Origin of the sequence: Aliiroseovarius sp. xm-d-517 (genome assembly GCF_013283135.1) — a bacterium.
Lineage (GTDB): Bacteria > Pseudomonadota > Alphaproteobacteria > Rhodobacterales > Rhodobacteraceae > Aliiroseovarius > Aliiroseovarius crassostreae.
Genome location: NZ_WBXT01000001.1, coordinates 1,103,652 through 1,124,178, shown reverse-complemented (window position 1 = coordinate 1,124,178; position 20,527 = coordinate 1,103,652). Strand labels below are relative to the sequence as shown.

The following is a 20,527-nucleotide window of genomic DNA, read 5'->3' as shown; positions in this document are numbered from 1 at the left end:
GAATCTGCCTCCCGGTCTAGGAAATGAACAAGCGTTCAATAATGGGCGACACTTAATTCCGGCCGTCGCAACCGGCCCATCCCGGAGGACCACATTATGTTCACAAATTCCATGAATTTCGACCTCGGAGAAGACGTCAACGCCGTGCGTGAAATGGTGCACGCCTTTGCGCAGGAGCGGATCAAACCGCTGGCCGAGCAGGCGGACAAGACCAACGAGTTTCCGAACGAGCTGTGGACCGAATTTGGTGAGCTGGGCCTCTTGGGGGTCACGACGCCTGAGGAATTTGGCGGCTCGGACATGTCTTACCTGGCGCATGTTGTGATCGTCGAAGAGATCGCCCGTGCTTCGGCCTCGATCTCACTGTCCTACGGGGCGCATTCGAACCTCTGCGTTAACCAGATCCGCCGCAATGCGACTGATGAGCAAAAGGCGAAATACCTGCCGAAGCTGTGTTCGGGCGAACATGTCGGCGCGCTGGCCATGTCCGAAGCCGGGGCCGGTTCCGACGTGGTGGGCATGAAGCTGCGCGCCGAAAAGCGCAATGGTTATTACGTGCTGAACGGCACCAAGTTCTGGATCACCAATGGCCCGGATGCGGACACTTTGGTAGTTTACGCCAAGACCGACCCCGATGCGGGCCCCAAAGGCATCACCACCTTCTTGATTGAAAAGGATATGAAAGGTTTCTCGACCTCGCCGCATTTCGACAAGCTGGGGATGCGTGGGTCAAACACCGCTGAGCTGATCTTTGAAGACGTGGAAGTGCCGTTTGAAAACGTGCTGGGCGAAGAGGGCAAAGGCGTAAAGGTGCTCATGTCCGGGCTGGATTACGAACGTGTGGTTCTGTCGGGGATTGGCACCGGCATCATGGCCGCCTGCATGGATGAAATCATGCCCTATCTGAAAGAACGCAAACAGTTCGGCAAGCCAATCGGTGAGTTCCAGCTGATGCAGGCCAAGGTGGCGGATATGTACACCGCGATGAACTCGGCCCGCGCCTATATCTACGAGGTCGCCAAGGCCTGTGACCGGGGTCAGGTGACCCGTCAGGACGCCGCCGCCTGTGTGCTGTACGCCTCTGAACAGGCGATGGTGCAGGCGCACCAGGCCGTGCAGGCAATGGGCGGCACCGGCTTCATGAACGAAAGCACCGTCTCGCGCCTGTTCCGCGACGCCAAGCTGATGGAAATCGGCGCCGGCACCTCGGAAATCCGCCGGATGCTGATCGGCCGTGAGCTGATGGCGAACCAGTAATGAAGCGCTGGGCGATCATATGCGCCTTGACCTGCGTGGGGGCTCCGGCCTTGGCGCAGGACATCACCTATTCTTTTGATGCCACGCTGAATTGTCTGGCGGAAAAAGGGGGGGAAGGCGAGGCGCATCAGTGTTTCGGGGCGTCGGCCAATGCTTGCATGGAAGCGGGTGAATACGGATGGAGCACCGCAAGTATGGTGCAATGTCTTGATGCAGAAGCGCATGATTGGGACCGTCGGTTGAACGCGGCGTATGGATTGCTGATGAAGCAAAGCAAAATCGTGGATGCCGAGATGGCAGAGCTGGGGGCAAGTGTGCCCAGCCAGGCCGAGGCCCTGCGTGCGATGCAACGTGCTTGGATCCCCTTTCGGGATGCGTCTTGCGAATATGAACGCTCGACCTGGGGGGGTGGCACGGGCGGCGGACCCGCCAGCCTGTCCTGCTACCTTGATTTGACTGCGCGGCAAGCCTGGTCTCTGGAACAAAACCTTGCGGCGGATCAGGCCGCGAACTGCAACCATGAAGGATGCACAGAATGAAACTGAACTCACAAGCAATGCCGGGATCAGAAGCCTATAAGGCCAATCGTGACGGCCATCTGAACGCGCTGAATGTGGTGGCAGAGGCTGCTGAAAAGGCGATGCAGGGCGGGGGCGAACGCTCGCGCGACCGTCACCTGTCGCGTGGCAAGATGCTGCCGCGTGACCGGGTGTCGAACCTTCTGGATCCGGGCAGCCCCTTCCTTGAAATCGGTGCCACAGCTGCCCATGGCATGTATGATGACGCCGCCCCCTGCGCGGGTGTGATCGCCGGGATCGGCCAGGTGCACGGTCAGGAATGCATGATCGTGTGCAATGATGCCACCGTGAAAGGCGGCACCTATTACCCGATGACGGTGAAAAAACACCTGCGGGCGCAAGAGATTGCCGAGGAATGCAACCTGCCCTGCATTTACCTTGTGGACAGCGGCGGGGCCAACCTGCCCAACCAGGACGAAGTGTTCCCGGATCGCGACCATTTTGGCCGCATCTTCTACAATCAGGCGCGCATGTCCGCCAAAGGTATCCCGCAGATCGCCGTTGTGATGGGGTCCTGCACCGCAGGTGGCGCCTACGTGCCCGCCATGTCGGACGTGACCATCATCGTGAAAGAACAGGGCACCATCTTCTTGGCAGGCCCCCCGCTGGTAAAGGCTGCCACGGGCGAGGTGGTTTCCGCCGAGGACCTTGGCGGCGGTGACGTGCACACCCGCCTCTCTGGCGTGGCCGATTACCTGGCCGAAGATGACGCCCATGCGCTGGCTCTGGCGCGCCGCGCCGTGGAAAGCCTGAACCGCGAAAGGCCGTTTACGGTGAAGTGGCAGGAACCGGAAGAGCCGCTTTATGACGCCGAGGAACTGCTGGGCGTGGTGCCCGCCGACCTCAAGACCCCCTATGACATCCGCGAAGTGATCGCGCGCATTGTCGACGGGTCGCGTTTTGACGAGTTCAAACCCCGTTTCGGCGAAACCATCGTGACCGGCTTTGCCCATCTGATGGGCTGCCCGATTGGCATCATTGCCAACAATGGCGTGATCTTCTCGGAAGCCGCCCAAAAGGCCGCGCATTTTGTCGAGCTTTGCTCGCAGCGGAAAATCCCGCTGGTGTTTTTGCAAAATATCACCGGCTTCATGGTCGGTCGCAAATATGAAAACGAAGGCATTGCCCGCCATGGCGCGAAAATGGTGACCGCTGTGGCCACCACCAACGTGCCGAAAGTGACCATGGTTGTGGGCGGCTCTTATGGCGCGGGGAACTACGGCATGGCCGGCCGCGCCTATCAGCCGCGCTTCATGTGGACCTGGCCCAATTCGCGCATCTCGGTGATGGGGGGCGAACAGGCCGCAGGCGTACTCGCCACCGTGAAGCGCGACGGGATTGAACGCAAAGGTGGGACCTGGTCGGCGGAAGAAGAAGCCGCCTTCAAACAGCCCACCATCGACATGTTCGAGGAACAATCCCACCCGCTTTATGCCTCGGCACGGCTCTGGGATGACGGGGTGATTGACCCGCGTAAATCACGCGAAGTCCTCTACCTCTCGCTCCTGGCCGCCCTCAATGCCCCGATCGAAGACACCAAGTTCGGCGTTTTCAGAATGTAACGGTTTCGCCTTTCTTCTTGGCGAAAATACTCTCAGGGGTTTGGGGGCGGACAGCCCCCAATGCCTCCGCCCGATAAAAGGAACAATAAGATGTTCAAGAAAATTCTGATTGCCAACCGGGGCGAAATTGCCTGTCGGGTCATGGAAACCGCCCGTAAATTGGGGGTTGCCACCGTGGCCGTCTATTCGGACGCAGATGCTGGGGCGCGCCATGTGATGATGGCGGATGAGGCCGTGCATATCGGTCCGCCGCAACCCGCGGAAAGCTATCTTCTCGGTGATCGTATCATCCAGGCGGCCCTTGAAACCGGCGCCCAGGGGATCCACCCGGGATATGGCTTCCTGTCGGAAAACCCCGACTTCGTGGATGCGGTTGAGAAGGCAGGCCTGACCTTTATCGGCCCCTCGGCGGATGCGATCCGCAAAATGGGGCTGAAGGACGCTGCGAAAAAGCTGATGGTCGAGGCGGGGGTGCCCGTGGTGCCCGGCTATCATGGCGAAAACCAGGATCCTGCTTTCCTGGCCTCCGAAGCTGAGAAAATGGGCTATCCGGTGCTGATCAAAGCCGTGGCTGGCGGTGGCGGCAAAGGGATGCGCCGTGTGGATGACCCCAAGGATTTCGCCGATGCGCTGGCCTCGGCCCAGGGCGAGGCGCAGACCGCCTTTGGCAATCCTGATGTGCTGGTCGAGAAATACATCCTCTCCCCGCGCCATATCGAAGTGCAGGTCTTTGGCGATGGCACGTCAGCGGTGCACCTGTTTGAACGCGACTGCTCGCTGCAGCGCCGCCACCAGAAGGTGATCGAAGAAGCCCCTGCGCCGGGCATGACCGAAGAGGTCCGCGAGGCGATGGGGATGGCCGGTGTGCGGGCCGCCGAGGCGATCGGCTATAAAGGCGCGGGCACGGTCGAGTTCATCGTGGATGGCTCAAACGGTCTGCGCACCGATGGGTTCTGGTTCATGGAAATGAACACCCGCCTGCAGGTGGAACATCCCGTGACCGAAGAAATCACCGGTGTTGACCTGGTGGAATGGCAACTTCGCGTGGCGTCAGGTGAGGGATTGCCGAAGCAGCAGGAGGAGCTGTCGATCAACGGTCACGCCTTTGAGGCGCGCCTTTATGCGGAAGATGTCCCCAAGGGCTTCCTGCCCGCTACCGGCACGCTGACCCATCTGAAATTCCCCGCAGGGGCGCGATCAGATACCGGCGTCAGGGCGGGGGATACGATCAGCCCGTTCTACGACCCGATGATTGCCAAGATCACGGTGCATGCCGCGACCCGTGCCGCGGCCTTGCAAAAAATGAATGCGGCCCTGACCCAGACCGAAGTGGCCGGGTCGGTGACCAACCTTGCATTCCTCGGTGCACTGACGCGGCATGACGGCTTTGCTGTCGGTGATGTGGATACCGGCCTGATTGACCGGGATCTTGAGGCGCTGATTGCCGAACCCGGCCCGCGCCCGAGCGATATCGCCGCCGCCGCGCTTTCGGCGCTGGACCTGCTCAAGCCAAAAGGCACCGGATTTACCCTCTGGGGGGGTCTCAACCACTTTGTCACCCTGACCCATGCGGGTGAGGAAGTTGCAGTTGTGGTGTGTTCTCACGGGGCAGATCATCACGTGGTCACCGTGGGCGACGAGAAGGTCGAGGCCCGTCGTATCAACGGCCAGTGGGAACTGGGTGGTGATCATGGACCGCGTGTGGCCAAAGCGGGCAATGTGGTGACGGTCTTTGCCCAGTCCGGGCTGGAATTCCACGTGGCGGATCCGCTGGATCGCGACGCTGGCGCGGGCGCCGGGGCAGGGGTCATCGAAGCCCCGATGCCGGGTCTCGTGAAGGCGGTCTTTGCTCAGGCGGGCCAAGAGGTGAAGCAGGGGGATCGCCTTGCCATCCTCGAAGCGATGAAGATGGAACACTCGCTGGAAGCGGCGCGCGATGGCGTGGTGGCCGAGGTGCTGTGCGCCGCCGGTGATCAGGTCGAAGCGGGGGCGCCATTGGTGCGACTGGAGGAGGACGAGGATGAGTGATCATCCTTTCCGCCTGCACCATGTGCAATATGGCCGCTCGTTCCGGGTGCTGTGGCTGATCGAAGAGATCGGGCTTGCGGATCGGATCGGGCAGCCATGTGAGGTGGTGGAGTATCAGATCGGTTCACAGGAAATGTTCCAGGGGGGGCTCAACGCCGTGTCCCCCGCCACCCGCATTCCCGCGCTTGAAATTGATGGCATCACGATGAGTGAAAGCGGGGCGATCACCGAATACCTGGTGGAACGCTATGCGCCGGAACTTGGGGTGGCACCGGGCGAGGCCGAGCGGCCGGATTACCTGCAATGGATCCACTATTCGGAAACCATGGCCAGCCTGATTGAGCAGTTGAACCTGCAGATGGTGTTTCTGCGCCCGCCCGCCAAGGCCAGCCCGGTTGTGCTGAAGCTGAACGTGGCGCGGTTGCGCCACACGCTTGCCGGGCTTGACGCGCGGCTTGAGGGGCGGGAATGGCTGCTTGACCGTGGATTTTCAGCGGCGGACATCATGTTCGGCTTCAACCTGTTTGCCGCGCCTTATTACGTGAAACTGGACGCGTTCCCCAATATTCAGGCCTATCATGCGCGCATGCAGGCAATGCCCTCGCACCAGCGCACGGTCGCCCGCGAAGGGGAACAAAGATTTTATGCGCAGGATTTCTATCCTGTCCCGGAAATGTGAGAACAGCCATGTCGGATTATGTAGAAATCTTCGAAGTGGGCCCGCGCGACGGGTTGCAGAACGAGAAACGCCAGATTCCAACGGCGGAGAAAATTGCCCTGGTCGACCTGCTGTCGGGGGCGGGGTTCAAACGCATCGAGGTGGCCAGTTTCGTCAGTCCGAAATGGGTGCCGCAAATGGCGGATTCAGCGGATGTTTTGGCGGGCATCACCCGCGCTCCGGGGATCTCTTATGCGGCGCTGACGCCGAATATGCGCGGATTCGAAGGGGCAATGGCGGCCAAAGCCGATGAAATTGCCATTTTCGGCTCTGCTTCCGAAGGGTTTTCAAAGGCCAATATCAATTGTTCGATTGAGGAAAGCCTTGAGCGATTTCTGCCGGTCGCTGAGGCCGCAAAAGCGGCAAATGTGAAAATGCGCGGCTATATTTCCTGCGTGACAGACTGTCCGTTCGACGGGCCGACGCCCGCCAGCAAGGTTGCCTGGGTGGCTGAAAAGCTGATCGAGATGGGCTGTTACGAAATCAGCCTGGGCGACACGATTGGCCGGGCCACACCCGAAAGCATCTCGACCATGCTGGACGCGGTGCTGGATGTGGCCGGGCCAGAGATGTTTGCCGGTCACTATCACGACACGTCCGGCCGGGCCTGTGACAATATCGAAGCCTCGATCGCCAAAGGGCTGCGGGTCTTCGACGCGGCTGTGGGCGGGCTGGGCGGCTGTCCTTATGCGCCGGGCGCCCAGGGCAATGTCGCCAGCGAGGCGGTGCATGATCGCGTGGTCTCGCTGGGCATGACCACCGGGCTGGACCGCAACATTCTGGACAAGGCCGCAGATATGGCGCGGCAAATGCGCATCGAGGGGTAAAAGATGAGCTATCAGACAATTTCGATTTCGACGGATGAGCGTGGCGTGGCCACCCTGTTGCTGGATCGCGCGGACAAGCACAATGCCATGTCCGCGCAGATGATCGAGGAACTGACCGATGCGGCGCAGAAACTTGGCGCGGATGATCATGTGCGCGTGGTGATCCTGACAGGTGACGGCAAAAGCTTCTGTGCCGGGGGCGATCTGCGCTGGATGCAGGGTCAGATGGCGGCTGATCCGGTCACGCGCGGGGTTGAGGCCAAGAAACTGGCCATGATGCTCAACGCATTGAATATCATGCCAAAACCCCTCATTGCAAAGGTGCAGGGACAGGCGTTTGGGGGCGGTGTCGGCATGGCGTCGGTCAGCGATATTTCAATCGGAGTCAAAGGCGCCAAGTTCGGTCTGACCGAGACCCGGCTGGGTCTGATCCCGGCCACGATCGGGCCCTATGTGCTTGCCCGTCTGGGGGAAGCAATGGCGCGGCGCGTGTTCATGTCCGCACGGATTTTCGACGCGGATGAGGCGGTGACACTGGGGCTGTTGGCCAAAGCGGTTGCCCCGGAAGATCTGGATGCGGCGGTAGAGGCAGAGGTCGCCCCTTACCTCAACTGTGCCCCCGGCGCGGTGGCAGATGCCAAGGCGCTGGCCCGTCGTCTGGGGCCGCCGATCACCGAAGAGATCATTGACGAGACCATTGCGGGGCTTGTCTCTCGTTGGGAAAGCACCGAAGCACAGGAAGGTATTGCTGCCTTCTTTGCCAAGGAAAAGCCCAGCTGGCAGTCGTAATCTGCACGAGGAGTGTCGTAAATCCGAGTATTTTTCCCCGTTTTGGGCTCGGGGGGATCGAAATCTAGGATTGGTGAGTCTCTTTTCAAGCCCCCAAATATCATGTTGTTGAAAAAAGGAGGTGTCTCGGGTGAGACATCTCCTAAAATTTTGGTTAACAGGTGATGAAATTCGCCCTGTTGTTTTATAGGGTTTTCAGTGGAAACCCCTTATAAACAACGAGATATTTCACAAGTGAGGCAAGCTCTTGCGGTAACATTCACAGACCCGAATATTTACCCCGCTTGGTTGACCCGACACCGGTGCGGCGGTAAACCGCACATAGCTAGCAGAATGCGGATTTGCCCGGAACAGGGCCGCATAAAAGGAGCCACACGTGGAAGACCTTCTCAGGGAATATCTCCCGATCATCATTTTCCTCGGACTTGCCATTGTCATCGGTCTTGTGCTGATCATCGCCGCCGTCGTCTTGGCTGTTCGCAATCCTGATCCCGAAAAACTCAGCGCCTATGAATGCGGTTTCAACGCATTTGATGACGCACGGATGAAGTTCGACGTCCGGTTCTACCTGGTGTCGATCCTGTTCATCATTTTCGACCTGGAAATTGCTTTCCTGTTCCCTTGGGCTGTGGCCTTCAAAGGGGTTGGGCTGGTTGGCTTCTGGTCGATGATGGTGTTCCTCGCCGTGCTGACCATCGGCTTTGCATATGAGTGGAAGAAAGGGGCGCTCGAATGGGAGTGATGACCGGAGCAAACACGGCGCAGGGCGACCGTGAACACGCCACCCGCCTGCTGAATGATCAGCTGGCAGACAAGGGCTTTTTGCTGACCACCACTGATGACATCATCAACTGGGCCCGCACCGGGTCGCTGCACTGGATGACCTTTGGTCTGGCCTGTTGCGCCGTGGAAATGATGCACGCCTCGATGCCGCGCTATGACCTTGAACGCTATGGCATCGCGCCGCGCGCCTCCCCGCGTCAGTCGGATGTGATGATCGTGGCAGGGACGCTCACCAACAAAATGGCCCCCGCGCTGCGCAAGGTTTACGACCAGATGCCCGATCCGCGTTACGTGATCTCGATGGGGTCCTGCGCAAATGGTGGCGGGTATTACCACTATTCCTATTCGGTTGTGCGCGGCTGTGACCGCATTGTGCCGGTCGACGTCTATGTGCCCGGCTGTCCGCCGACCGCTGAGGCGCTGGTGTACGGTATCCTGCAGCTGCAACGCAAAATCCGCCGCACCGGCACGATTGTGAGGTAAGCGATGAGTGAAACCCCGAACACCGCCAACCTGAAAGAGCTTGGCGCAATGCTGGAAGCGAAGCGCCCGGATTGCGTGCTGAGCTGGGAGGTTGCCTTTGGCGAGCTGAACGTCACGGTTCCGCTGTCGGCCATCCCCTCGTTCATCGAGTTCCTGAAGTCCGACAAGACCTGCAAATTCTCGACGCTCGTGGACCTGACAGCGGTGGATTACCCGTCGCGTGAGGAACGCTTCGACGTGGTTTACCACTTCCTGTCGATGTACACCAACCAGCGCATCCGCGTGAAAGTGGCCGTGCGGGAAGAGGAAATGGTGCCGTCGATCACCGAGGTGCACCCCTCGGCCGGCTGGTTCGAACGCGAAGTGTTCGACATGTTCGGTATCCTGTTCTCGGGTCACCCGGACCTGCGCCGCCTGCTGACGGATTACGGTTTCCGCGGCCATCCGCTGCGCAAGGATTTCCCGACCACCGGCTATACCGAAGTGCGCTATGACGAGGTTGAAAAACGCGTGGTTTATGAACCCGTGTCGCTGACCCAGGATTACCGCCAGTTCGATTTCATGTCGCCATGGGAAGGGGCCAACTATGTCCTGCCCGGTGATGAGAAATCTGACGAGGCCGGAAAGTAATCGGGCAGGATCAGGGCATGAGCGCGCAAAACATTCTTTACTGTGTGGGGGCACCGAAATCCGGCACCAGCTGGCTTTTCGACTATTTCTATTACCACCCCACAGCAAAGACGCGCGCGCTGAAGGAAGTGCATTACTGGGACAGTCTTGAAGGCGGTCGTGGCGGGTTCTGGCTGGACCAGCACCGCGCCCGACGTGCGGATCTGGCCCAGGCCAACAAAAGCGAGAAGAAGGCAGAAGCCAAGGCGTTCCAGGACGCGGCCATCGCGGCAATTGACAACTGGGTCACTTGCTTTGATGGCCAGACCCGTGACGACGCGGCATATCTGGATTTCATCTCGGATCATGGCAAAGCCGGGCTGGCGGTGGATTTCACCCCGTCTTACGGATCTCTTTCGGCACAAAGCTTTCAAAAGATGGCGGATCTGTCCGAAAATGCCCGTTTCCTGTTTTTGATGCGGGACCCGGTGGAGCGGATCCTGTCGCATCTGCGCATGGACAGCCATGGGGACCTGGACAAGCTCAACCGCAAGGTCGAAAAATTCCTCTCGGAAGACGACAGCGATCTGCACATCCTGCGTTCGAACTACCGCCGCACGATCAACAACCTGCTGAAGGTTGTCCCGCGCGAACGTGTGCATTTCGAATATTACGAGACCCTGTTCTCGGACGATGCCATTCAACGCCTGTGCGCTTTTGCAGGTCTTGAACCGGCCAAGGCCCTTTTTGAGAAACGCGTCCATAAAGGGCTGCGTTACCCGAATTTCGCGGCGCCCGTCGAAAAACTGCGACAGGCCCTGAACCCGCAATACAATTTCGTCGAAAAGTTCATGGGTGAACTGCCGGCGGAATGGACCCAGAAGATGGTGAACGTATGATGGACGGAACCAAAGGCTTCAATGACGCCGAAACCGGCGAACAGAAGATCCGCAATTTCAATATTAACTTCGGCCCGCAGCACCCGGCCGCGCACGGCGTGCTGCGGATGGTGCTGGAGCTGGATGGCGAGATCGTGGAACGCGCTGACCCGCATATCGGCCTGCTTCACCGCGGCACCGAAAAGCTGATGGAAAGCCGCACCTATCTGCAGAACCTCCCCTATTTCGACCGGCTCGACTATGTGGCGCCGATGAACCAGGAACATGCCTGGTGTCTGGCGATCGAAAAGCTCGCCGGGGTTGAGGTGCCGCGTCGCGGGCAGCTGATCCGGGTGCTGTATTCGGAAATCGGCCGGATCCTGAACCACCTGCTGAACATCACCACGCAGGCTATGGACGTGGGCGCGCTGACGCCGCCGCTCTGGGGCTTTGAAGAGCGTGAAAAGCTGATGATCTTTTACGAGCGCGCCTGCGGGGCCCGCCTGCACGCCAACTATTTCCGTCCCGGTGGTGTGCATCAGGACCTGCCGCCGGAACTGATTGACGATATCGAAACCTGGGCCAATGAGTTCCCGGAAAAGATCGACGACATCGACGGGCTGCTGACCGAAAACCGGATCTTCAAACAGCGGAACGCCGATATTGGCGTCGTGAATGAAGAGGACATTCTGAACTGGGGTTATTCGGGCGTGATGGTGCGCGGCTCGGGCCTGGCCTGGGATCTGCGTCGTGCGCAGCCCTATGAATGCTATGATGAGTTCGATTTCCAGATCCCGGTGGGCAAGAACGGCGACTGCTATGACCGTTACCTGGTCCGCATGGAAGAGATGCGCCAGTCGCTGAAAATCATGCATCAGGCGATTGCCAAACTGCGCGCGCCCGAAGGGCAGGGCGACGTTCTGGCCCGTGGCAAGCTGACCCCGCCGAAACGCGGCGACATGAAGCGTGACATGGAAAGCCTGATCCACCACTTCAAGCTCTACACCGAAGGGTTCAAGGTTCCGGCAGGCGAAGTGTATGCTGCCGTGGAGGCACCGAAAGGTGAGTTCGGCGTCTACCTCGTCTCTGACGGGTCCAACAAACCCTACCGCGCCAAGATCCGCGCGCCGGGCTATCTGCATCTTCAGTCGATGGATTACGTGGCCGGTGGCCACCAGCTCGCCGACGTCGCCGCCATTATCGGCACCATGGATATCGTGTTTGGGGAGATCGACCGCTAATGCTCCGCCGTTTGCATCATGAACAGCCCGAAAGCTTTGCTTTCACACCCGCCAACCTTGCTTGGGCGGAAGGGCAGATTACGAAATATCCCGAAGGGCGTCAGGCCTCGGCGGTGATCCCGCTTCTGTGGCGTGCCCAGGAGCAGGAAGGCTGGCTCTCGAAGCCCGCGATTGAAGCCGTGGCTGACATGCTTGGCATGGCCTATATCCGTGTGCTGGAAGTGGCGTCCTTCTACTTCATGTTCCAGCTGCAACCGGTTGGATCCGTGGCGCATATCCAGATCTGCGGCACCACGTCCTGCATGATTTGCGGCGCGGAAGACCTGATTGCCGTCTGTCGTGAGAAGATTGCCGACAAGCCGCATACCCTGTCGGCGGATGGCAAGTTCAGCTGGGAAGAGGTTGAGTGCCTTGGCTCCTGCACCAACGCGCCGATGGCGCAGATCGGCAAAGATTACTTCGAGGATCTGACCGCCGAAGGTTTTGCCAAGATGATCGACGAGATGGCCGCAGGCACCGTGCCGGTGCCCGGCCCGCAAAACGGTCGTTACGGGGCAGAGCCGCTGGCCGGTCTGACCTCGCTCACCGAATTTGAAAGCGGCAAGGCGCAGTATAACGCCTCGGTGCAGTTGGCCACGGATATCGGCGACAGCATCAAGCGGATCGACGGCACCGAAGTGCCGCTCTCGACCCCGTGGCTGGGCAAGAATGCCACCGGTGCCAAGACGGCCCCGCCGAAAGCGGCGGAGGCGGGCAAGCCTGCCAACCAGCAGAAGAAAGCAGCCAAACCTGCGGCAGCGAAGGCTGAGAAAGCTGAGCCCGCACAGAAGGCGAAAGCTGACAAGGCTGAGGCCCCTGCGGCCACCACCGGTGAGGCCAAGAAGCCGCGCGTCATGAAAGCGCCGCGCAAGGCTGGCGCCGATGACCTCAAACAGCTCAAAGGTGTTGGTCCCAAGCTGGAGCAGACCCTGAACGAACTGGGGTTCTGGCATTTCGACCAGATCGCAAAATGGACCGCGGACGAGATTGCCTGGGTGGATGACAATCTGAAATTCAAAGGCCGGATCGAACGGGATGGTTGGGTCGAACAGGCCAAGATCCTTGCCGAGGGCGGAGAGACCGCGTTTTCGAACAAGGTGAAAAAGGGCGACGTCTATTAAGGGCGGAATGAAAGTATGACGATGGCACAGGACCCATTGAACAGTATTGGCCGGGACGGGCGCATGGCGGGGATCGTCATTGCCTTGACCGGTGCGCTGTGGGTCGGTGCTGCCTGGGTCGGGAAAAGCCTCGAATGGTCTAATCGGACCATGGCGCTGGTGGATCTGATGGCCCTGGCCGGGTTTGTGTTTGGCCTGGTCTTAACGTATCGGATCTGGCGCAAGAGCCGCCGGAATGATGAAGGATAAGAGCGAATGCTGCAGGATAAAGACCGGATCTTTACCAACCTTTATGGCATGCACGAGCGCACCCTTGCGGGCGCCAAGGCACGTGGCCACTGGGACGGCACAGCCGGGATCATCAAGAAGGGTCGCGACTGGATCATCGAACAGATGAAGGCCTCGGGGCTGCGCGGGCGCGGGGGCGCGGGCTTCCCGACCGGTCTGAAATGGTCGTTCATGCCCAAGGAAAGCGACGGTCGCCCGGCCTATCTGGTGATCAATGCGGATGAGTCCGAACCCGGCACCTGTAAAGACCGCGAAATCATGCGTCACGATCCGCACACGCTGATCGAAGGTGCACTGATTGCGTCTTTTGCGATGAATGCCAACACGGCCTACATCTATATCCGCGGTGAATTCATCCGCGAGCGTGAGGCGCTGCAGGCTGCGATTGATGAAGCCTATGATGCGGGCCTGCTCGGCAAGAACGCCGCAGGGTCGGGCTGGGATTTCGACCTGTTCCTGCATCACGGCGCCGGCGCCTATATCTGCGGTGAGGAAACTGCGCTGATCGAAAGCCTTGAAGGCAAAAAAGGCATGCCGCGCATGAAACCGCCCTTCCCGGCGGGGGCTGGCCTGTATGGCTGCCCGACGACGGTGAACAACGTGGAATCGATTGCCGTGGTGCCGACCATCCTGCGGCGCGGCCCGGAATGGTTTACCTCGTTTGGGCGTCCGAACAATGCGGGCACCAAGCTTTTTGGCATTTCGGGACATGTGAACAATCCCTGTGTGGTCGAAGAAGCGATGTCGATCTCGTTCGAAGAGCTGATCGAAAAGCATTGCGGCGGTATTCGCGGCGGTTGGGACAACCTCAAGGCTGTGATCCCCGGCGGGTCTTCGGTGCCCTGTGTGCGTGGCGAAAACATGCGCGACGCGATCATGGATTTCGACTATCTGCGCAATGATCTCGGTTCGGGCCTCGGCACCGCTGCCGTGATCGTGATGGATCAGCAGACCGACATCATCAAGGCCATCTGGCGCCTGTCGAAATTCTATAAACACGAAAGCTGCGGCCAGTGCACACCGTGCCGCGAAGGCACCGGTTGGATGATGCGGGTGATGGATCGCCTGATGCGGGGCGAAGCAGATGTGGAAGAGATCGACATGCTGTGGGATGTCACCAAGCAGGTGGAAGGTCACACGATCTGCGCCCTTGGTGATGCAGCCGCCTGGCCGATCCAGGGTCTGATCCGCAATTTCCGCGACGAGATCGAAGATCGCATCCGGGTCAACAAGCAGGGCAAAGCCAGCATCGCGGCTGAATAAGAGCAGGAAGAAACAACGTCATGAAAACGTGTCCCCCCATGCGTAACATCTTGGAAGCAGGCGTTAAATCGCCTGCTGACGGGCGTTGTTATTGCATGTCATGGGGGCGGGTTTCCACCTTTTGCACAGCAAAAGGAGTGATTTCATGACCAAGTTCAAAACCGTTCTCGCCAGTGTTCTTGCCGCAAATATCGCCACATCCGCATTTGCGGTGGATTACGCGGTGATGCGCAAAGATACGCGGGTGCATAACGAACTGCTTTGGGCAGCACTTGCCCATTTGATCGACGAAAACTGCGACACGCTGAGCCTGCGCAAGTTTCGACTGTTCAACAAGGCGATGGCCCTTCAGGCCTATGCGCATTCTCTGGGCTACTCGATCCGCGAGACCGTGGCCTATGTGGACAGCGAGGAAGAGCAGGAACGGTTTCGGGCCATTGCCGAACCGATGCTTGCGGATATGGGCGCCCGAAAGGGCGACGAGGAAAGTTACTGTGCGGTGGGCCGCGCAGAAATGGATAAAGGAACTTTTACGGGCAAGCTTCTGTCGAAGTGACGGCAGGGCCTGCGGGTAAAGGCAAGGAAAGGGCAGGGGGCATGGGCCTCTTGCAGGATGAAAAGGGACCGTGATGAGCGACCTGAAAAAGATCGTCATTGACGATATGGAAGTCGAAGTGGATGGCGCGATGACGCTGATCCAGGCTTGTGAGGTAGCAGGCGTGGAAGTGCCGCGTTTCTGTTATCACGAGCGTCTGTCGATTGCCGGCAACTGCCGCATGTGCCTTGTCGAAGTTGTGGGCGGCCCGCCCAAACCCGCAGCCTCCTGCGCGATGCAGGTGCGCGATCTGCGCCCGGGGCCGGAAGGCCAGCCGCCGGTGGTGAAAACCAACTCGCCAATGGTCAAGAAGGCCCGCGAAGGCGTGATGGAATTCATGCTGATCAACCACCCGCTGGATTGCCCGATCTGCGATCAGGGTGGCGAATGTGACCTGCAGGATCAGGCGGTTGCCTATGGCCTGTCCGGTTCGCGGTTCAAGGAACAGAAACGTGCCGTGGATGATCTGGATCTTGGTCCGCTTGTGTCGACCACGATGACCCGCTGCATTTCCTGCACCCGCTGCGTGCGCTTCACGACCGAGGTCGCGGGCATCACCCAGATGGGTCAGACCGGTCGCGGCGAAGATGCGGAAATCACCAGCTATCTGAACCAGACTTTGGACAGCAACCTGCAGGGCAATATCATTGACCTCTGCCCGGTTGGCGCGCTGACCTCAAAACCTTATGCGTTCACCGCCCGTCCGTGGGAACTGACCAAGACCGAAACCATTGATGTGATGGATGCGCTTGGGTCAAACATTCGCGTCGACACCAAGGGCCGTGAAGTGAAACGGATCCTGCCGCGCAACCATGATGGCGTGAACGAGGAATGGATTTCCGACAAGACCCGCTTCATCTGGGACGGTCTGCGCCGTCAGCGTCTGGACACGCCTTATATCCGTGAAAATGGCAAGCTGCGCAAAGCGGGCTGGGGCGAAGCTCTGACCGCAGCAGCCGAGGCGATGAAAGGCAAGAAGGTTGCTGGTCTCATTGGGGATCTGGCCAATGTCGAAATGGCGTTCTCGCTCAAGACCCTGATCGAAGGGCTGGGCGGCAAGGTGGAATGCCGTGTCGATAACGCGCGCCTGCCCACCGACAACCGTTCGGGCTATGTGGGCACCGCGTCGATCGAAGACATCGACAATGCAAAGTTCATTCAGCTCATTGGCACCAACCCGCGTGTCGAAGCGCCGGTTCTGAATGCGCGGATCCGCAAGGCCTGGCTGAAAGGTGCCAATGTCGGTCTGGTGGGGGACGCCACTGATCTGACTTATGAATATGCACATGTTGGCAATGACCGCGCTGCGCTGGAAAGCCTTTTGAACAAAGACTACGGCGCCGTGAAAGACGCACCGTCTGTTGTGATCGTTGGCATGGGCGCTCTGCGCGAGGCGGATGGTCTCGCGGTTCTCGCCGCTGCAATGAAGCTTGCCGAAGATACCGGCTCCAAACTGATGGTTCTGCACACGGCGGCCGGTCGTGTGGGCGCACTGGATGTGGGTGCTGTGACCGAAGGCGGCATCGAGGCGGCCACCCATGATGCAGAGGTGATCTTCAACATGGGCGCGGACGAGATCGACATCGATGCGGGCCCAACCGTGATTTACATGGGCAGCCACGGGGATCGCGGTGCCATGCGCGCCGATATCATCCTGCCGGGGGCGGCTTATACGGAAGAGGCAGGTCTTTTCGTCAACACCGAAGGGCGTCCACAGCTTGCGCAACGCGCCGCCTTCCCGGTGGGCGAGGCCAAGGAAAACTGGGCCATTCTGCGCGCCCTGTCGGCCGAGCTGGGTCAGACCCTTCCGTGGGACAGCCTCGCGGGTCTGCGTCAGGCCATGGTTGACGCGGTGCCGCATCTGGCTGCCATTGACCAGGTTGTTGAAAACAGCTGGCAACCGCTCACCACCGGGTCACTTGGCAAAGCGAGCTTCCGCTATGTGATCGGCGATTTCTACCTGACCAACCCGATTGCACGCGCCTCTGAGGTGATGGCAGAGCTGTCTGCCCAGGCACGGGCGCGTCAGTCTGAAAAGCTGGCAGCAGAGTAACACGAACAGGACGGGATCCGGACAATGCGTAAGATCGGAACACAGGCAATGATGACGGGGGGCGCTCTGGCGGCTCTCCTGTCTGCCTGTGTGCCGTCTGAGCCGCAGAAAACCGAGGAACCGCAACCCTTTAGCCCAGAATACCTTGGGGTGAAGACGCAGCTTCTGGATGGGGATCTGGTCAATTTTCACGTCACCATGACTGGTGCGCGTGGCAACGAAGATGTGGCGGCCTATGCGGAATGCGCGGCCGCGCAATATGCGCTTATTCGCGGGTACGGATTTGCCCGTCATGTGCGCACAACAGTGAATGACAGGGGCAATACCTGGACAGGCAATGCGGCTTACGTGATTTCGGCCGCGCTTCCAAAGGGTCTGAAAACGATCGACGCGGAAGTGACTGTGCAGAATTGTCTTGAAAACGGAATACCGACGGTCTGAGGGCATGAAGAGATATGTATGAATTCTTCACGACAACCAACCTGGGCATCGCGCTTTTGATCATTGGTCAGTGTTTGCTGATCGTGGTCCCACTTCTGGTGGCGCTGGCCTTTCTGCTCTATTTTGACCGCAAGGTCTGGGCAGCTGTTCAAATGCGCAAAGGTCCCAACGTGGTGGGTGCCTTCGGGGTGCTGCAATCCTTTGCGGACTTCCTGAAATATGTGCTGAAGGAAATCGTGGTGCCCGCAGGGGCCGACCGTTTTGTCTTCTTCCTTGCCCCGATGATGAGCTTCGTGCTTGCCATGGTGGCCTGGGCGGTGATCCCGTTCAACGACGGCTGGGTGCTGGCGGATGTGAATGTGGCGATCCTGTTTGTCTTCGCGGTCTCCTCGCTTGAGGTTTACGGCGTGATCATGGGCGGCTGGGCGTCGAACTCGAAATACCCGTTCTTGGGCTCGCTGCGCTCTGCGGCACAGATGATTTCTTACGAAGTCTCCATCGGTCTGATCATCATCGGTGTGATCATCACCACCGGGTCGATGAACTTTGGTGACATCGTGCGCGCGCAGGATGGGGCTGGCCTCTTCAGCTGGTACTGGCTGCCGCACTTCCCGATGGTCTTCCTGTTCCTGATTTCGGCGCTGGCCGAAACCAACCGCCCGCCGTTCGACCTGCCAGAGGCGGAATCGGAACTGGTGGCGGGCTATCAGGTGGAATATTCCTCGACACCGTTCCTTCTGTTCATGATCGGTGAATATGTGGCCATCGTTCTGATGTGTACGCTGATTTCGATCCTGTTCTTCGGTGGCTGGCTGTCGCCGGTTGAGGCACTGCCGGATGGGTTCTTCTGGCTGGCGATCAAGATCTTCTTCTTCTTCTTCGTCTTCTCGATGGTGAAGGCCATCACGCCGCGCTACCGCTATGACCAGCTGATGCGCATTGGTTGGAAAGTATTCCTGCCGCTGTCGCTGGCCTGGGTTGTTCTGGTCGCATTCTTCGCCCAATACGGGGCATTCTGGGGCACGTATGCCCGCTGGGCAGTGGGGGGCTGATAGATGGCTTTTGATTACGCTCGCGCAACCAAATATTTCCTGCTGGCGGACTTTGTGAAAGGGTTTCAGCTTGGCCTGAAATACTTTTTCGCACCGAAGGCAACGCTGAACTATCCGCATGAGAAGGGACCCTTGTCGCCCCGTTTCCGCGGTGAACACGCGCTGCGCCGTTATCCCAACGGGGAAGAGCGTTGCATTGCCTGTAAACTCTGCGAAGCGATTTGTCCGGCGCAGGCGATCACCATCGACGCGGAGCCGCGCGAAGATGGCTCGCGCCGCACCACGCGCTACGACCTCGACATGACCAAATGCATCTATTGCGGTTTCTGCCAGGAAGCCTGCCCGGTGGATGCAATTGTTGAGGGGCCGAATTTCGAATTTGCCACCGAAACCCGCGAAGAGCTGTTTTACGACAAGGAAAAACTGCTGGAGAACGGCGAACGCTGGGAAGCCGAGATCGCGCGCAATATCGAGCTGGACGCGCCGTATCGCTAAAGGGTGAGAAAGAACATGAACGACTTTTCCAAGAAATACGCCGAGATGCTGGAGCAGGGCACGCATATGCTGCGCGCCTTCAATCCGGCGTTGGAGAAGTTCGTGCCCGAAGGCCTTGATAAGCTGATGCCCACCATGCCGAAAGACATGATGGACCTGATGTTTGGCAATGCCTTCAACAAAGATGGTCTGGACACCAAGACGCGGATGCTGGTTGCACTCGCCGGTCTGGTGGCCGCGGGGGCGCAAGCTGGCCCGCAGATCAAAATCACCGTGCGCCACGCTCTTGAAGCGGGGGCATCCGAAAAAGAGATCGCGGAAGTGATCTATCAAATGTCCATGTTGGGCGGCCTGCCGGCGATGAACCGGGCGCTGGAAGAAGCGCAAGCTGTCTTTGACGAAAACGAGGAGGGGGACGCATGAGCGTTGCCGACTACGCTTTTTACCTCTTTGCCCTGACCACGGTCACGGGTGGATTTTTCACTGTTATGGCACGCAACCCGGTGCATTCGGTCCTTTGGCTGATCACCGCCTTTGTGGGCGCAACCGGTCTGTTTGTTCTGCTGGGGGCCGAGTTCGTGGCGATGCTCCTGATGATCGTCTATGTGGGCGCCGTCGCGGTTCTGTTCCTCTTCGTGGTGATGATGCTGGATGTGGATTTCGCCGAGTTGAAGGCCGAGATCGCCCAATCGCTGCCCCTGGCGCTTTTGATCGGTGTGATCCTGCTGATGGAACTGGGCACGATCTTCGGCACCTGGCATTTCGCTGACGGGGCCGAGGCTGCGCGCCAGTCGATCACCCCGGCGATTGCAGAGATCCACAACACTGAGGCGCTGGGTCTGGTGCTTTACACCGACTACATCCTCCTCTTCCAACTGGCGGGGCTGATCCTGCTGGTCGCCATGATCGGAGCGATTGTGCTGACGCTGCGCCACCGCACCCATGTGAAACGCCAAAACGTGATGGCACAGATGCACCGCGACCCGGCCAAGGCGATGGAAATCATCGACGTGAAACCGGGCCAGGGGTTGTGAGTGGGCTGACATCATGATCCGGACAGAAACATACGATAAGAAGCGGGCCGCGATCTGCGTGGTCCAAGAAGGGAACAGGACATAATGGTAGGACTTGAGCATTATTTGGGCGTCGCGGCGGCTTTGTTCGTCATCGGCATTTTCGGGCTGTTCCTGAACCGCAAGAACGTGATCATCCTGCTGATGAGCATCGAATTGATGCTTCTGGCGGTGAACATCAACCTTGTGGCCTTTTCCAGCTATCTGGGGGATCTGACCGGTCAGGTCTTTACCCTCTTCGTGCTGACGGTTGCCGCGGCCGAGGCCGCAATTGGCCTGGCCATCCTCGTCAGCTTCTTCCGTAACCGCGGCTCGATTGCCGTGGAAGATGTCAACGTGATGAAAGGCTGAGGC

23 protein-coding genes are annotated in these 20,527 nt (G+C 59.2%); all 23 read left to right on the top strand.

What is annotated here, in order from left to right; genetic code table 11:
• The first annotated feature begins 96 nt into the window (after nt 1-96).
• The 23 genes from XMD517_RS05345 to nuoK all read left to right on the top strand — a co-directional run bounded on the left by XMD517_RS05345 (nt 97) and on the right by nuoK (nt 20,524).
• Nucleotides 97-1,257, top strand: coding sequence for an isovaleryl-CoA dehydrogenase (locus tag XMD517_RS05345; RefSeq protein ID WP_055191550.1), 1,161 nt, complete (start codon nt 97-99; stop codon nt 1,255-1,257).
• Complete coding sequence (locus tag XMD517_RS05340; RefSeq protein WP_173486498.1) at nt 1,257-1,796, top strand: lysozyme inhibitor LprI family protein; 540 nt, start codon at nt 1,257-1,259, stop codon at nt 1,794-1,796. The genes XMD517_RS05345 and XMD517_RS05340 overlap by 1 nt, the downstream gene beginning before the upstream one ends.
• Nucleotides 1,793-3,397: a carboxyl transferase domain-containing protein gene (locus XMD517_RS05335; RefSeq protein WP_173486497.1), complete on the top strand. Its 1,605-nt coding sequence runs from the start codon at nt 1,793-1,795 to the stop codon at nt 3,395-3,397. Before XMD517_RS05340 ends, XMD517_RS05335 begins: the two co-directional genes overlap by 4 nt.
• A gap of 90 nt (nt 3,398-3,487) precedes the next feature.
• Nucleotides 3,488-5,425 (top strand): acetyl/propionyl/methylcrotonyl-CoA carboxylase subunit alpha, encoded by a 1,938-nt coding sequence (locus XMD517_RS05330; RefSeq protein ID WP_173486496.1) that lies wholly within the window; start codon nt 3,488-3,490, stop codon nt 5,423-5,425.
• Nucleotides 5,418-6,104: a glutathione S-transferase family protein gene (locus XMD517_RS05325; protein WP_173486495.1), complete on the top strand. Its 687-nt coding sequence runs from the start codon at nt 5,418-5,420 to the stop codon at nt 6,102-6,104. The genes XMD517_RS05330 and XMD517_RS05325 overlap by 8 nt, the downstream gene beginning before the upstream one ends.
• Before the next feature lie 8 nt (nt 6,105-6,112).
• Complete coding sequence (locus XMD517_RS05320; RefSeq protein ID WP_173486494.1) at nt 6,113-6,970, top strand: hydroxymethylglutaryl-CoA lyase; 858 nt, start codon at nt 6,113-6,115, stop codon at nt 6,968-6,970.
• A 3-nt stretch (nt 6,971-6,973) separates the two neighbouring features.
• Nucleotides 6,974-7,759 carry a crotonase/enoyl-CoA hydratase family protein gene (locus XMD517_RS05315; RefSeq protein ID WP_173486493.1) on the top strand — a complete coding sequence of 262 codons (786 nt, stop codon included), beginning with the start codon at nt 6,974-6,976 and terminating at the stop codon, nt 7,757-7,759.
• 376 nt (nt 7,760-8,135) lie between these two features.
• The gene (locus XMD517_RS05310; protein WP_055191563.1) at nt 8,136-8,501 is read left to right on the top strand and encodes an NADH-quinone oxidoreductase subunit A; all 366 of its coding nucleotides are present in this window, start codon (nt 8,136-8,138) and stop codon (nt 8,499-8,501) included.
• Nucleotides 8,492-9,025 (top strand): NADH-quinone oxidoreductase subunit B family protein, encoded by a 534-nt coding sequence (locus tag XMD517_RS05305; RefSeq protein ID WP_055191565.1) that lies wholly within the window; start codon nt 8,492-8,494, stop codon nt 9,023-9,025. The genes XMD517_RS05310 and XMD517_RS05305 overlap by 10 nt, the downstream gene beginning before the upstream one ends.
• A gap of 3 nt (nt 9,026-9,028) precedes the next feature.
• On the top strand, nt 9,029-9,655 hold the full coding sequence (locus XMD517_RS05300) for an NADH-quinone oxidoreductase subunit C (RefSeq protein ID WP_173486492.1): 627 nt from the start codon (nt 9,029-9,031) through the stop codon (nt 9,653-9,655).
• Nucleotides 9,656-9,672: 17 nt separating this feature from the next.
• Nucleotides 9,673-10,533: a sulfotransferase gene (locus XMD517_RS05295; RefSeq protein WP_173486491.1), complete on the top strand. Its 861-nt coding sequence runs from the start codon at nt 9,673-9,675 to the stop codon at nt 10,531-10,533.
• Nucleotides 10,533-11,753: an NADH-quinone oxidoreductase subunit D gene (locus tag XMD517_RS05290; RefSeq protein WP_055192455.1), complete on the top strand. Its 1,221-nt coding sequence runs from the start codon at nt 10,533-10,535 to the stop codon at nt 11,751-11,753. Before XMD517_RS05295 ends, XMD517_RS05290 begins: the two co-directional genes overlap by 1 nt.
• On the top strand, nt 11,753-12,913 hold the full coding sequence (locus XMD517_RS05285) for an NADH-quinone oxidoreductase subunit E (protein WP_173486490.1): 1,161 nt from the start codon (nt 11,753-11,755) through the stop codon (nt 12,911-12,913). Before XMD517_RS05290 ends, XMD517_RS05285 begins: the two co-directional genes overlap by 1 nt.
• Nucleotides 12,914-12,928: 15 nt before the next feature.
• Nucleotides 12,929-13,162 carry a DUF5337 domain-containing protein gene (locus XMD517_RS05280; protein ID WP_254449706.1) on the top strand — a complete coding sequence of 78 codons (234 nt, stop codon included), beginning with the start codon at nt 12,929-12,931 and terminating at the stop codon, nt 13,160-13,162.
• Between the two features lie 6 nt (nt 13,163-13,168).
• Nucleotides 13,169-14,464 (top strand): NADH-quinone oxidoreductase subunit NuoF, encoded by a 1,296-nt coding sequence (gene nuoF, locus XMD517_RS05275; protein WP_055191574.1) that lies wholly within the window; start codon nt 13,169-13,171, stop codon nt 14,462-14,464.
• Between the two features lie 145 nt (nt 14,465-14,609).
• Entirely contained in the window at nt 14,610-15,020 is a 411-nt protein-coding gene (locus tag XMD517_RS05270) for a DUF5333 domain-containing protein (RefSeq protein ID WP_173486489.1), read from the top strand.
• A gap of 73 nt (nt 15,021-15,093) precedes the next feature.
• Entirely contained in the window at nt 15,094-17,112 is a 2,019-nt protein-coding gene (gene nuoG / locus XMD517_RS05265; protein WP_173486488.1) for an NADH-quinone oxidoreductase subunit NuoG, read from the top strand.
• A gap of 24 nt (nt 17,113-17,136) precedes the next feature.
• The gene (locus tag XMD517_RS05260; protein ID WP_254449705.1) at nt 17,137-17,553 is read left to right on the top strand and encodes a hypothetical protein; all 417 of its coding nucleotides are present in this window, start codon (nt 17,137-17,139) and stop codon (nt 17,551-17,553) included.
• Nucleotides 17,554-17,567: 14 nt separating this feature from the next.
• Entirely contained in the window at nt 17,568-18,605 is a 1,038-nt protein-coding gene (gene nuoH / locus XMD517_RS05255; protein ID WP_173486487.1) for an NADH-quinone oxidoreductase subunit NuoH, read from the top strand.
• 3 nt (nt 18,606-18,608) lie between these two features.
• Nucleotides 18,609-19,100, top strand: coding sequence for an NADH-quinone oxidoreductase subunit NuoI (nuoI, locus tag XMD517_RS05250; RefSeq protein WP_055191584.1), 492 nt, complete (start codon nt 18,609-18,611; stop codon nt 19,098-19,100).
• Nucleotides 19,101-19,115: 15 nt separating this feature from the next.
• Nucleotides 19,116-19,523 (top strand): carboxymuconolactone decarboxylase family protein, encoded by a 408-nt coding sequence (locus XMD517_RS05245; RefSeq protein ID WP_055191586.1) that lies wholly within the window; start codon nt 19,116-19,118, stop codon nt 19,521-19,523.
• Entirely contained in the window at nt 19,520-20,134 is a 615-nt protein-coding gene (locus tag XMD517_RS05240; protein WP_173486486.1) for an NADH-quinone oxidoreductase subunit J, read from the top strand. The genes XMD517_RS05245 and XMD517_RS05240 overlap by 4 nt, the downstream gene beginning before the upstream one ends.
• 84 nt (nt 20,135-20,218) lie before the next feature.
• A complete protein-coding gene (gene nuoK / locus XMD517_RS05235) occupies nt 20,219-20,524 on the top strand; it encodes an NADH-quinone oxidoreductase subunit NuoK (protein WP_055191590.1) in 306 nt (101 codons plus the stop codon).
• Nucleotides 20,525-20,527 lie beyond the last annotated feature (3 nt).

Bases quoted from the DNA above. Each gene is read 5' to 3' on its own strand.
- XMD517_RS05345 (WP_055191550.1), top strand. From the start codon at position 97: ATGTTCACAAATTCCATGAATTTCGACCTCGGAGAAGACGTCAACGCC.
- nuoH (WP_173486487.1), top strand. From the start codon at position 17,568: ATGTATGAATTCTTCACGACAACCAACCTGGGCATCGCGCTTTTGATC.
- nuoF (WP_055191574.1), top strand. From the start codon at position 13,169: ATGCTGCAGGATAAAGACCGGATCTTTACCAACCTTTATGGCATGCAC.
- XMD517_RS05260 (WP_254449705.1), top strand. From the start codon at position 17,137: ATGCGTAAGATCGGAACACAGGCAATGATGACGGGGGGCGCTCTGGCG.
- XMD517_RS05330 (WP_173486496.1), top strand. From the start codon at position 3,488: ATGTTCAAGAAAATTCTGATTGCCAACCGGGGCGAAATTGCCTGTCGG.
- XMD517_RS05305 (WP_055191565.1), top strand. From the start codon at position 8,492: ATGGGAGTGATGACCGGAGCAAACACGGCGCAGGGCGACCGTGAACAC.
- XMD517_RS05240 (WP_173486486.1), top strand. From the start codon at position 19,520: ATGAGCGTTGCCGACTACGCTTTTTACCTCTTTGCCCTGACCACGGTC.
- XMD517_RS05245 (WP_055191586.1), top strand. From the start codon at position 19,116: ATGAACGACTTTTCCAAGAAATACGCCGAGATGCTGGAGCAGGGCACG.
- nuoK (WP_055191590.1), top strand. From the start codon at position 20,219: ATGGTAGGACTTGAGCATTATTTGGGCGTCGCGGCGGCTTTGTTCGTC.
- XMD517_RS05270 (WP_173486489.1), top strand. From the start codon at position 14,610: ATGACCAAGTTCAAAACCGTTCTCGCCAGTGTTCTTGCCGCAAATATC.
- XMD517_RS05290 (WP_055192455.1), top strand. From the start codon at position 10,533: ATGGACGGAACCAAAGGCTTCAATGACGCCGAAACCGGCGAACAGAAG.
- XMD517_RS05280 (WP_254449706.1), top strand. From the start codon at position 12,929: ATGACGATGGCACAGGACCCATTGAACAGTATTGGCCGGGACGGGCGC.
- XMD517_RS05315 (WP_173486493.1), top strand. From the start codon at position 6,974: ATGAGCTATCAGACAATTTCGATTTCGACGGATGAGCGTGGCGTGGCC.
- nuoG (WP_173486488.1), top strand. From the start codon at position 15,094: ATGAGCGACCTGAAAAAGATCGTCATTGACGATATGGAAGTCGAAGTG.
- XMD517_RS05295 (WP_173486491.1), top strand. From the start codon at position 9,673: ATGAGCGCGCAAAACATTCTTTACTGTGTGGGGGCACCGAAATCCGGC.
- XMD517_RS05335 (WP_173486497.1), top strand. From the start codon at position 1,793: ATGAAACTGAACTCACAAGCAATGCCGGGATCAGAAGCCTATAAGGCC.
- XMD517_RS05320 (WP_173486494.1), top strand. From the start codon at position 6,113: ATGTCGGATTATGTAGAAATCTTCGAAGTGGGCCCGCGCGACGGGTTG.
- XMD517_RS05300 (WP_173486492.1), top strand. From the start codon at position 9,029: ATGAGTGAAACCCCGAACACCGCCAACCTGAAAGAGCTTGGCGCAATG.
- nuoI (WP_055191584.1), top strand. From the start codon at position 18,609: ATGGCTTTTGATTACGCTCGCGCAACCAAATATTTCCTGCTGGCGGAC.
- XMD517_RS05285 (WP_173486490.1), top strand. From the start codon at position 11,753: ATGCTCCGCCGTTTGCATCATGAACAGCCCGAAAGCTTTGCTTTCACA.
- XMD517_RS05325 (WP_173486495.1), top strand. From the start codon at position 5,418: ATGAGTGATCATCCTTTCCGCCTGCACCATGTGCAATATGGCCGCTCG.
- XMD517_RS05340 (WP_173486498.1), top strand. From the start codon at position 1,257: ATGAAGCGCTGGGCGATCATATGCGCCTTGACCTGCGTGGGGGCTCCG.